The sequence below is a fragment of the Legionella sp. D16C41 genome (assembly GCF_048541585.1).
Classification (GTDB): domain Bacteria; phylum Pseudomonadota; class Gammaproteobacteria; order Legionellales; family Legionellaceae; genus Legionella_C.
Genome location: NZ_CP183303.1, coordinates 460448 through 473518, shown reverse-complemented (window position 1 = coordinate 473518; position 13071 = coordinate 460448). Strand labels below are relative to the sequence as shown.

The following is a 13071-nucleotide window of genomic DNA, read 5'->3' as shown; positions in this document are numbered from 1 at the left end:
TCAACATCCTTAACTTATAAAGCTTAATATAGAAGTTATGCACCAAGTCGTTTACCTAAATCTTCATCATTTGCTATACCTGGATTATTCTTACCTTCTTCAGCGAAAAAAGCCTGCTCAGGTCGTCTACGTTTTTCCTTATGACTTTGCTTGTATTTTAATTTAAGTGGCATTTTGTTATCAGTAACTTCCTGGCGTTCTATCGAAGATAGATTAAGGCATTTGCGCTTTGCAGGACTAGGCCGCTCTTTTTGTAAATCATATTTCTCTTTAATGAGTGCCGCAATTTCAAAATGCCCCATAATTCTGGCAATTTGATAGGGAGTAATTGAAACATAATCCATTTCATGCTTGCCATCACATAATAAATGTAAACGTTGGTTTATGGGATAGTTTTCCTTTCTAGCCCACTCTTGTAATTCATCGACTGTTAAGCGCAGAGGAATATTAAAATCAGCTTGAGCTAATAATAACTCTTCGACTGTTGATTGATTGCCCATCTGTGCGGCAATGAAAATTGGTGTTTTACCGCCACACATTGAATTTACATCTGCACCTGCTTGAGCTAATTGGTTGACAATAATAGGATGCCCCCTATCAGCTGCAATCCAAATAGGCGTAAATCCGCTTTTATCTGCTTGATTAAAATCAACACCAGCTCGGATTAATACCTCAACAACATCAATATAACCCTTATTAACGGCAATACAAATGGGTGGAGGTATTACAATATCAGCTTGTAGACTAGCACCGGCTTTTACCAATGCCTCTATAGCTGCAGCATGACCATTTAAAGCAGCAATCAAGATAGGTGATTCTCCGTTGCTATTTACTTGATCCACATCGGCCCCTTCCTGAGCTAACAGCTGAATAATGGCAGGTTGGTTATTACAAGCAGCAAGCCAAATAGGTGTTTCGCCATCCTTATCAGTTTGATTTAGGTCTACATCATCTTTATATTTTGTAAAGACTTCTATAACTGATGTATGACCATTAAAAGCTGCTATACAGATAGGCGGTACACCATCTACATTAGGTATAGCTAAATCGGCTTCCGCTTCAACTAAAACTTCTACAGTAGCAGCGTGACCTTTAGAAGCGGCAAGCCAAATAGGTGTTGCCCCCCTATTATCCCTATGGTTTAGGTTAGCCCCTGCTTTAGCTAGTAGCTCAACGATAATAGGATTATTATAATAAGCGGCAAACCCAATAGGTGTTAGATTATCAGTAGCGACTGGATTTAAATTTGCCTTATTTTTAATTAATAGCTTAATTATAGCGTCATAATTATTAATTGTCGCAATAGTAAGTGAGTTTCCCCCTTTACTATCTGTTAGGTTTAAATCCGCACCGGCTGCAATTAATGCTTCAACCTCTTCTAGTAGTCCATATTTAGCAGCGATATATAATAAATTGACAGTCCCAGTCCGGCGACGTGCAACATCTTCGGTAATAGGATAAGTAATTTTTAATGCTTGTAGTCCAGCTTGTAAAGCTTCACAACGTGGATCATTTTTAGTTAATAACACCTTAACATTAAAAGCCGTGAAAAAACTGTCATTTTTTTGTTCAAAGGCTTTTTTAATTGCTTTTACTAATTGACTTTTCTCTATAGGAGGCTCTAACTTCTGGTTAATATCACCACAATTCCAGCCATATCCTGGTTGATAAGTTAAGCCAATACTGTGATCTTCCCCACCTAACAAGAGCGCTATTGGGTCTTTAGAAAGTACTGCTGAGGTTTCAAAAAGAACCCCTAATTTATCTAGATAATCTGCAATTTCTGCTTCTGTTAATATTAGAGCAGCTGAATGTAATTCTTTTAGTCCACCTTTTTTATGGATGGCCTCCGAAGAAGCCATAGGCGAGCTATTTTCAATCTCATGTTGGCGTATGTGAGGGTTATTGATTATAGCAGGCCACCTATGTGGCATATGGAACAACGCTAAACTATCAAAAAAGCTTAATATTTCAAGTATATTCCGATCTAAAGCAGTTAAATTTTGACCTTGTTTTGCAGTTGTGTGATTAATCACTGCAATTAGTTCTTCCGTTGGCATTGAAGCAATATAATGAATTCGCCTCTCAAAACGTTGTAACTCTTCTTCACCTAACAAAGATGCCTCTAACCAACGTATAGCAAAGCCATGACATAATCCTTCAATATTAGACGGATATCCCAAGGCATAATATAAATTAAACAGCGCTGCGTGGACTGACATTTGAAATCCTGTCTGTACTAAAAAAACTAATCTTTAATTAAATTTTAGTGTACAAATATTATGCATTTATTAAGTTATTTACACATATTTAATGCATGCCTTCAGTAATAAACAAAAGCGTATAGAGAGCTTTATGAGGTACTATAAAGACTACAACAATAGACCTCTTGCCTAACCTGTTTATTTTGCGTGAGTGCAAAGCGCAAGGGTTTTGAGGAGCGGAGTTTACATGGCGTAAATGAGCACCCGAGGAAACCTTGCAACACAGTAATCGCGTAAAATAAACAGGTTAGGCAAGAGGTCTAATATAAATTTTAAGCTGATTTAAATAGATGTAATAAGGAAGCTTGTCCGTAGGACCGTAACCTGGACGTCACTTTGTTTCACTCAGGTTATAATCATTATTTAAAACAGATAAACCTTAAAGAATATTAAAAGGTAACTTGGCAAAAACGTCGCTTAGACAAATAGAATCATCCTGATTAGCAATTTCATCGCCCGTTAAAAGAGAATGAAATTGACGTTTATACATTTTGGGTAAAATGATTTTATCATCTTCATTAAATGCAGTATTAGACCAAGTCGTAAAAGGCTGAATTAACTTGCTTACCCAGCGGAAGCTAACAACGATGATAGAGGTATTATCAAATTCTCTGGCAAAAGCAACCACATGTTTTGCCAAATTACCTTGTACTTCTAAAGGAATATAGTTGCCGTGCATAAAGACATTGTTAAAGCGCTGCCTGATTTCTAAAAGCTTACGTGTCGTATTTAATTTAATCCGACCATCTTCCCATCTTTTTAATAAGTCAGCTAAAGGCTCATCACTGGTTAAAGAAGTAATATGACTATAATCCACCGGATGTCGATTATCTGGATCGACTAAATTAAAAATAAACTCTTCTGAACCTTGATAAAAATCAGGGATACCCGGTGCCGTTATTTTTAAAACAACTTGAGTTAAAGAATTGTAAACACCAAAAAAGGCTACTCTTTTTTGGAAAGTTATAAAATTATTTAAAAACCAATCATCCTTAAGTAAAGATTCAAAAAAATTAACTACAGCTTTCTCATAACTCGCATTAGGTGCAAACCAAGTAGTATGGCTTTTTCTCTCTCTTAATGCTTTGGTTAAATAGTTATAAATACGATCTTTAAAACTTTGATTGATATTAGCTTGAGTCATATTAAGAGGCCAAACACCTATTAATGTTTGATAAAGCATTACTTCATCGTTAATATCAGGCGCTAACATTCGATTAACAGTCGTTTTCTTTGACTCATTATGTTCAATCCATTGTTTTAATAGTGCTGTCCATTCTTCACTAATTTCACTTAAAATATTTAGTCTTGCTCGTACATCTTCACTACGCTTGGTATCATGAGTTGAAGTAGCATTTAAACTATAAGGCCATTTTTCTTGTTTAAGCTTGTTATAGGAATGAAAATCAGCAAGCTGCCCTGCCCGTTCATAATATTCAGGTGAACTTCCTACTTCATTGAGCGATAAAAAAGCGTTATAACGATAACAAGTCGTATCTTCAAATCCCTTGGCCATGAGAGGGCCGGTTAAAACTTGCCAATTACTTAACCACCTCGCCCAAAGTCCCTTTTGTTGGTCACTAAGACTGGCATCAAATTCTAATAATAAAACTTGTTTAATTTTTCTTAATAAATCAGGGCGTTTAGTGTTTACTTTTTCCGCAATATTATTAATTAATTCTTTTTCATTGAGAGGATAATAATCTTGATTACCATAGATTCTATAAATAGGCATATAAGCACAAATTTGTAATAAAATTATTCCTATTTCATTATCCTGCTCATTTATTAATTTTTTTAAATGACTGACTAAATTTTGAAACTCTGTACTGAATAACTTTTCAATTACTAAAATAATACTCTCTTGCCGAATCTGCTCCACTGTCTTTTGCGAATGAGTTATCGATTGGTAATACGCTACAATTTTTTCTAAACCGGCCGGATCAATTAATACTTGATTTAAACGATTTAAAAAATCATAGCCTGTTGTACCACAAATTTCCCAGGTTTGCGGTAGCGTTTCATCAAATCCTAATATTTTCTCAACAATGATATAAAAATCAGCGCCTGTATGTTCTTTTAAACAGGCCAGGTAATTTTCAGGCTTTCGTAACCCATCAATATGATCAATACGAAGCCCTTGAATTAATTTTTCTTTAATTAATGAAAAAAGCAAGTGATGAGTTTTATTAAAAACATCGGGGTCTTCAACTCGTAAACAAACTAATTCATTTATATCAAAAAAACGACGATAGACTAATTTATCTGCTGTGGAACCTGACCAGTTAATATCAAATAAAAAGGCGAACTCTGATTGCTTTCCTTTATTAACTACATCTTGCCAATAGCGATTATGCTCGGTGGAAGCCATATGATTAGGTACAATATCAACACAAAGACCTAAACCCTCTTTTTGTAGCTCTCCACAAAAATGCTTAAATCCTTCATAACCACCTAAATCAGGATTAACTTTTTCATAATCAGTTGCGTCATAACCATGACTACTACCTGGCTGTGCTTGTAAAATAGGTGAGGTATAAATGTCGGAAATACCTAACTTTTTAAAAAACGCTAGCAAAGGCTCTATTTTTGCAAAAGGTAGTTCCTTATTAAGCTGAACCCTATACGTGGCTAGAGGAATATGCATATTCAATCTCCAGATCAAGTTGGTTAGCTAATTCTACTAATAACGAATTATGTTGATTTTGTTCATTATCAAGTAATAACTTATAAACTTCATTCTGCATATGCCATAAGTTAACATTAACAGGACTAGTTTTAACAAACTCGATTAGTTTAATGAGATATTCTAAAAACGCTTTATCCTCAATATGTTGTTCAATCATTAACGCATTGTCATGTACCATATGATTAGCATGAAACTCAATAGTTTCTTTATCTAAGCGCACTCTTAAGCGTTGAGCTTTATCAAAGATGGATTGTAACTCTGCAATATCAGGTTCGGGACTTGAAAAAAGATGCACAATGTCTGTATTAATTAATGAATTAAGTGCACTTTTCATTGTTCTCGGTAATTCAATATTTAAATCAGAAATAAAATTAATCATAGGCGCATTATCATCAAAGAAGCGGCGATAATTTAATTCTAAGTCAGCTAGTGATGAAGATAAGATTTCTTGCGTAATTCGAAGTTTTGTATCATAGAATAAATCTCGTAGAGAAATCGTATTTTCACCAAAATAATTATCAAAGAGTTTAACAACTTGAAAGACGTCCCCTGTCCGAAACGTCTGATATAAAATTTCGCCCACTTTTTCTAACGATTTGTGTGGATGCTTAATTGCACAGATTAAGTTTTGATCACCTTGATAAAACAGCCAATACCAAACTCTTAGCGATTCTGACGTTATTTTAGAAGTAACTATTAATTCACCACTTATTAACTGCGTTTTTCCTTCAATAGCTTTATCTACATTAATTAACTCACACTCATAACAAAACATTTCTACTTTATCTTCATAAGTTGTAAATGGTAGCGTTGCTGCTAAGTGAGCGGATACATTAAATAGATCAATACAGAGCGGCTTAACAAACATATTGTATAGTTGCGCTCCATTTTTAAAATGAGAAAAATTAGAGGGTGCGTGGCTTAGTTTTTCAATAAATTGTTCTTCATAACTTTTACCCGTTAATTCTTTATATAATTGCAGAACACGAGCAGCATATTTTATAATTTGGACAGTCTCAATACCAGAAAGTTCATCAAAAAACCAACCACAGCTGGTGTACATTAACATCGCATGTCGTTGTAGCTCCATCCACTTTAAGATTGTTTCTTGCTCATGTTGCTTTAATTTCTTTTTAGCATGCTTTGCTAAGAAGGAATCCTGCTTACTACGATCATGAATAACCTCAATATAATCATTCCTTGCCGCCCAGGGATCCTTAACTAATTTGCCTACTTTTTCTTCAAATACCGGTATTAAGGCGTCACGTAACCAATCTAGTGCTTGCCGTAAAGGAGCTCGCCATTCTTGGTGCCAACCTTGTCCATTATTACAACCACAATTACTTTTCCAGCGCTCTATTCCATGAGCACAACTCCAAGAAGAATTCTCCCAGATTTCTACTTCAAATTCGGGGGGCTGAATCTCAAGAAAATAACCATAGTTAACAATTTCAACATCACTATTATGCTCAATATAATGCAAAGCATAAGCAAGTCCCATATCACCATGCGGGTGATGATGACCATAGGTTTCACCATCCGTGGCAATATGCATTAAAGTATTGGACGTCCACTCTGGTGGAAAAGCACCTAAAAGGCGATTAGCAAAATCTTCACCATGAGTTAATAATCTTTCAAAAGCAACGGCTTTCGACACACCACCATCATAAAAGAAAAGTGTAATCGTTCGGCCAGAAGGTAAATGTTGTAGGTAAGGCGTACCAATAGTAAAGTCATTATTATGCCAATCTTCATCACTATTTAAACGTCTTATTTGCTTTAATTGATTGGGGGCAAGAATGGTAAACTTAATCCCTAGCTCACTCATTATATCTAGCGTTTCTAAATCAACTGCTGTTTCTGGCAACCATAGTCCCTCGGGGCTGCGGCCAAAATAATGCTCAAAATCTTTAATACCCCAATAAAGCTGAGTATACTTATCGCGTGAATTAGCTAGCGGCATAATAATGTGATTATAGGCTTGCGCTAAAGCATTACCATGCCCATTTAATCGCTCCTGACTTTTAGCATCTGCTTCACGTAATAACTCAAGTAATAAGGGATTTTTCTCACTAATCCAAGAAAGTAACGTTGGGCCAAAATTAAAACTAATTTTTTCATAATTATTAGAAATTGCCGTAATTTTTCCATCGGCATTTAAAATTCTAGATGCTGCATTAGGCGCATAACATTCATCTGTGATACGCTCATTCCAGTCATGATAGGGCGCTGCTGAGTCTTGATTTTCTACTGTCTCTAACCATGGATTTTCTCGCGGTGGCTGATAAAAATGGCCATGTATACAGAGATATTTATTAGTCACTTTCTGTCATCCTTTCAAAAAGTAAAATGCCAAAGGGCTTAAGCTCGGCTTGCGAATGGGCAGGTTGGTTGCCTTCATTAAGCGCTATAGGTTCATAATCGTAGGAATCTAATAACAATCTCAGCTCCCGTATATCAACGTATCGGTCATAATTTAAAATTTCATTAGAAAAATTGGCAATAAGCAGGATTTCATTTTGCCGATTATGCCGTTTGATTACCCATAGTTTTTCATCAGCATATAAGTTAAAAGATAAATTATTCTTATTTAATTCAAATAGTGCTGGGTGGTTTCGCCGAATTTGTATAAGCCGTTGATAATATTGCCACATTAATTGGTGTTTAGATTCCTTTTTAAGAGCATGCTTTAATTTACTCATTTGATAAGTATTAGGGTCATATGGATCAGGCACTTCTATATGTTCGTGAAAGGCAAACTCTTGTCGCCGCCCCTTACGGACAGCCTCAATAAGTTGTTCATCCGTGTGGCTGATAAAATATTGAAAGGGAGCGACTTCAGCATACTCTTCTCCCATAAAAATTAAGGGTATGTATGGTGAGAAAAATAAAAGTGCAGCACCTAAGCGTAACTGGGCTGGCGTAAGCACTCGTGTTAAGCGATCACCTGTTGGACGATTGCCAATATGGTCATGATTTTGCATAAAGACTACAAAGCGATCGGCGGGAATTGCTTGCGAACTAACCCCGTGAGGCTGTTTGCGAAAAGCAGAGTACTCACCAGAATAAACATACCCTTCTTGATAAGCTTTTAAAAAATGGCTTATATCACCATAATCTTGATAATAGGTATTTTTCTCTTTAGTCAGTAATGTATGCAGTGCATGATGAAAATCATCATTCCATTGTGCATCTAGGCCAAAACCATATTCTTTTTTGGGACGAATAAGGCGTGGATCATTGGCACAACTTTCAGCAATTAAATAAAATTTTTGGCCCAATGCATTAGATAATGCTCTTGTTCTATCTGCTAGTTCTTCTAAAAAAGGATAGGCAGAAGTATCGACGATAGCATGTAAGGCATCTAAGCGTAATGCATCAATACCATATTCAGAGAACCAATGTAGCGCGTTTTCAATAAAGTAATTACGCACATAATGACTGTACGCACCATCAAAATTTAATGTTTTACCCCAAGGTGTACTGTATTTATCAGTCAAATAAGGGCCAAACTCATTAAAAAAATTACCCTCTGGTCCTAAGTGATTATAAACAACATCTAAAATGACAGCTAATTCTAACTCATGGCATGCTTCCACTAATTGTTTTAAACCCTGTGGCCCACCATAAGTATTTTGCACAGCAAAAGGAAGCACGCCATCATATCCCCAATTTCTATCGCCTGGAAATTGGGCCACTGGCATAAGCTCAATGGCTGTAATACCAAGTTCTTTAAGATTCTGTAAATGAGGAATAATACTGGTAAAGGTACCTTCTTCTGAAAAAGTTCCTACATGTAGTTCATAAATAATGTAATCAGCTAATAAAGTAGCCTGCCAAGGTTTAGGTCTAATTTTGTTAATGATTTCAGAGGGGCCAAGAATTCCGTCGGGTTGATAATCAGAGGCTAAATCAGGCAAACATTTATCAGCAAAACAGTAATAATAGCGATCACCTTCTTTAATATTAGAGGTTGTAAGTTCAAAATAATCTTCTTCTCCCTTATGCATATCAAGGTAATAAATATCACCATTTTTCGGTAATATTTTAATTTGCAATTGATCTGCAAAAGGTGCCCATACACGAAATGTGCAAGAACCGTTTTGATTTAAATTTGCGCCTAACGTCCGTGTTATTTTTCTATCCATTTATAGAAGCTCGCACTTAGTCCTGGTAGTGTTAAATTAATTGAATAATCCCTATGGTGGAATGGATGTTTCTCAGTTGTTAAAACCTTATCTTGATTACCTACGCCGCCATATTGGGTTGCATCACTTGAGGCAATAAGCTTCCATGTTCCTTGCTCAGGGACACCTATACGATAAAAAAATCGAGTAACAGGAGTACAATTTAACACTATTAATATTAGTTCATTATTGGCTGATTTGCGCAGAAAACTATAAATACTATTGTGGGCATCTTCACAATCTATCCATTCAAAACCAGCCGGCTCTTGATCAAAATCGTGTAAAGCTCTTTCTTCCCGATAAAGTTTGTTTAAATTAGCGACCCATTCTTGTAATCCTTGATGAAGCGGCCACTCTAAAACATGCCAATCAATACTTAGCTCATGATTCCATTCGCCCTTTTGACCAAACTCATTACCCATAAAAAGTAATTTCTTACCAGGAAGCCCAAACATATAGCCAAATAATAAACGTAAATTAGCAAAACGCTGCCATTCATCGCCAGACATTTTAGAAAACAATGAGCCTTTTCCATGAACAGTCTCATCGTGCGATAAGGAAAGCGTAAAATTCTCATTAAATGCATAAATCATGCGAAAAGATAAACGATGCTGATGAAAACGGCGATGAATAGGGTCAAGGTGTAGATAAGACAAGGTATCGTGCATCCACCCCATATCCCATTTAAATCCAAAACCTAAACCGCCTATGTAAGTAGGCCTTGACACACCCGGCCAAGCCGTTGACTCTTCAGCAAATGTTTGCACATCCGGGAAATAATGATAAATCGTTTTATTTAATGTTTGTAAAAAATCAATTGCTTCAAGGTTTTCATTACCACCATGAATATTAGGAATCCACTCCCCTTCACGGCGGGAATAATTTAGGTATAGCATCGAAGCGACTGCGTCAACACGTAAACCATCAATATGGTATTCCTGTAACCAATATATAGCACTACTGATTAAAAATGATTTCACTTCATGGCGGCCATAATTGAAAATGGCACTTTTCCAATCGGGATGAAAACCTTTTCTGGGATCACTGTGTTCATATAAGTGCGTACCATCAAAATAGGCTAAACCATACTCGTCATTTGGAAAATGAGAAGGCACCCAGTCAAGTATCACTCCAATATCATGCTGATGGAGATAATCTATAAAATATTTAAAATCATCTGGATTACCATAACGCGACGTTGGTGCGAAATAGCCTAAAGTTTGATAACCCCAAGAGCCGTAAAAAGGATGCTCCATGACTGGTAAGAGTTCTACATGGGTAAAATTCATTTTTAAAACATATTCAGTGAGTAAAGGTGCTAATTCACGATAAGTTAAAAAACGGCACCCTTCTTCAGGTACTCGTCGCCATGAACCTAAATGAACCTCATAAATAGAAATGGGCGAATTTAAGTGTTGATGCTTATGACGGTTGGTCATCCATTTTTCATCTTGCCATTGATAATTGGAATGCCAAACCACTGATGCGCTTTTTGGTGGAATTTCTTGTAAAAAGGCAAAGGGGTCAGCTTTTTCAGTGCTGTAATAATGGTTTCTAGCTTCAATATAGAATTTATATAAATCCCCTGGCTTGGCATGAGGAACAAAGGTTTCCCAAATACCTGAAGCGTCAACTGAAGTCATCGGATTTTCACCTCGATTCCAATGGTTAAAGCTTCCTACCACAGAAACATATTGCGCACTAGGCGCCCAAACAGCAAAGTAAACACCTTTGCTCCCTTTTTTACTAATATAGTGCGCGCCTAAATGCTCATAAAGCTGGTAGTGAGTTCCTTCATTAAATAAATATAAATCTTCCTTACTGACTAAGGATAGTTTTTTAGCTTCTTTAACAATTTTAGCTTTTTTCGGCCTTAAATCTGTAATTAGTTTTAAAAGATAATTGACAGTAGACATTGTTTTAATTTGCTCGATTGAATAAGCAAATTTTCTTCGCCAATTTGGCTCATTTGGCCCACTAGCAGGCGTATTTTGTGGTGCTGTTTCCTGCCATAAATCCTCAATGTTTAAGATTAAAATTTTAGCTTTGCTCGCTGCTAAAAATTTAAGTGTAGATTCAAGTAAATTATCTTCATCTAGCTTATGCTTAGCTAAAGTCTCTCTTAAAAATAAAATTTGATTCTTGCGTGTTTGAATAGCTTTGCGGAATACCTTTGGCGATAACTCTTGTTCTGACTTCGCTTTTTCTATATCTAGCCCCTGGCAAAAGGCAAAGAAAGTTGGCATATCGTGGGTATTTAAACTAGTAAGCATTAATTCACTTGTGGGCTCAAGTGACATTTTTGATTCTAATAAATATTGCGTAATATTCATTTGAATCATCGCATGCTGTTGCATCATTTCATCCGTGATAGGCGGAACGCAGCCTAAATTCTCACCAATGATTGACGCCTTATGACGATGAGATTCAATAGATAAGATGGCATACATTTCTTCAGCAGGATATTGAACATAGACGCCTTCTGAAATAGGAAAATTGTCAGGGATCCAAAATAGACGATTAAAGCCCATGACATGATCAATACGTAAAATATCTACGTATTGAAAAATATTGCGCAACATTAAAATAAAATATTGAAAATGCGTCTTCTTTAAAGTCGTTGGACTTAATGGTGGTGAGCCCCAATTTTGGCCATTTTTAAAAACAGGATCAGGCGGTGCACCAATACTAATACCTTCTAAAAAACTATCCTGAAAATACCACGTATCAAAACCATCTTTATGGACACCAACAGGTAAATCCAAATAAAGTAGTTGACCACGTTGATTAAGCTCCGTTTTAAATGCTTTTAATTGCTTAGCAAATTGCCACTGGGCTAAAAGGTGATAGTAATAGTATTTTTCTAAATTATTATTTAAAGCAAGATCCCCTTCTCTTCTTTCTTTTGCAGTCCAAGCATGCCAAGTTTGATTATCTACTTCATTTTTAGCCCTAAAAAGCGAGTATTGCTTCACTAAAGGTTGTTTTTCACAATAAGTTTGCAGCTCTTGGTGTAATTCTTCATCATTTAAAATAGTGTCAATATACTTTTCAAAACGCTGACGTTTTACGCGTGCTGCAGTAGAGTAATCAACCAAGCGCGATTGCTCATCTTGCTCCGCTGTGTCGTTATACTCCGCTTCCTCTTCTTCTAAATCACCTAAATAATTTAAATCTAAATACAAGTCGTTCCAGAATAAGCGACTAACGGGTGAATAAGGACTAGGCTCACAATGGCTTTCAGAAAATCCGGCAAAAAAAGGCATTGTTGCTACCACTTTAGCACCTTGTTCAGCCAGCCAATGAGAAAAATGAGCGAATGTCGCTAAATCACCACATTGCTTGGTATGTTTATCATGAAGAGCATAAATGGGTGCAAACATACCATAACAAGGTTCTTTATCTATATTCCTGGTATAGAATTTAGTAGGGGCAACAATTAATAGACTTGAATAAGTTTTTGCCTGGAAATTTATTTTTAATTGATGATAGCCAATAGGTAGTTCAGGTAGTGAAATTAGTTTTTCTATATACTTGATACCATGTAATTGTTTACGCTTGGCTTTAATTTTACTAAGCTCAACTGTCTCTTCGAAAACGTTACCATCTTCTAAACTGATCTTATAAGTTAGCGATTTTTTTAGTTCATCTTCAGCTAGAAGGATAGGTATATTTTTAGCTTTACCATCCCAGATAACAATATTTTTGGCAATTTTTTCATCTATTTTCTGTTGAACAACCTGCTCTAGAAAGAGAGGCGCTTGCTCAATTTTTTTAATAGGGATACCTAAGCGGTTTAAAAGACAAAGAATAACTTCCGGAGTTGCCTTAATCTTTTTCTTCCAAGCATTTTCATAAGAAAGTAAAATACCTGCATCTTTAGCAAGTTCCCATAATAGCTTCAAACTATCCTTGTTTGATTTATCCATAT

Annotated in this window: 5 protein-coding genes; all 5 read right to left on the bottom strand. The window is 36.0% G+C overall.

The window, feature by feature from the left end; genetic code table 11:
- Positions 1-35: 35 nt before the first annotated feature.
- Positions 36-2222 carry an ankyrin repeat domain-containing protein gene (locus ACNVED_RS02130; protein WP_419420113.1) on the bottom strand — a complete coding sequence of 729 codons (2187 nt, stop codon included), beginning with the start codon at positions 2220-2222 and terminating at the stop codon, positions 36-38.
- Between the two features lie 421 nt (positions 2223-2643).
- Positions 2644-4911, bottom strand: coding sequence for a malto-oligosyltrehalose synthase (gene treY / locus ACNVED_RS02125; RefSeq protein ID WP_419420112.1), 2268 nt, complete (start codon positions 4909-4911; stop codon positions 2644-2646).
- Entirely contained in the window at positions 4886-7276 is a 2391-nt protein-coding gene (locus ACNVED_RS02120; protein ID WP_419420111.1) for a DUF3536 domain-containing protein, read from the bottom strand. The genes treY and ACNVED_RS02120 overlap by 26 nt, the downstream gene beginning before the upstream one ends.
- A complete protein-coding gene (treZ, locus tag ACNVED_RS02115) occupies positions 7269-9101 on the bottom strand; it encodes a malto-oligosyltrehalose trehalohydrolase (protein ID WP_419420110.1) in 1833 nt (610 codons plus the stop codon). Before treZ ends, ACNVED_RS02120 begins: the two co-directional genes overlap by 8 nt.
- A complete protein-coding gene (glgB, locus tag ACNVED_RS02110) occupies positions 9086-13069 on the bottom strand; it encodes a 1,4-alpha-glucan branching protein GlgB (protein ID WP_419420109.1) in 3984 nt (1327 codons plus the stop codon). The genes treZ and glgB overlap by 16 nt, the downstream gene beginning before the upstream one ends.
- Positions 13070-13071 lie beyond the last annotated feature (2 nt).

Bases quoted from the DNA above. Each gene is read 5' to 3' on its own strand.
- glgB (WP_419420109.1), bottom strand. From the start codon at position 13,069: ATGGATAAATCAAACAAGGATAGTTTGAAGCTATTATGGGAACTTGCT.
- ACNVED_RS02130 (WP_419420113.1), bottom strand. From the start codon at position 2,222: ATGTCAGTCCACGCAGCGCTGTTTAATTTATATTATGCCTTGGGATAT.
- treY (WP_419420112.1), bottom strand. From the start codon at position 4,911: ATGCATATTCCTCTAGCCACGTATAGGGTTCAGCTTAATAAGGAACTA.
- treZ (WP_419420110.1), bottom strand. From the start codon at position 9,101: ATGGATAGAAAAATAACACGGACGTTAGGCGCAAATTTAAATCAAAAC.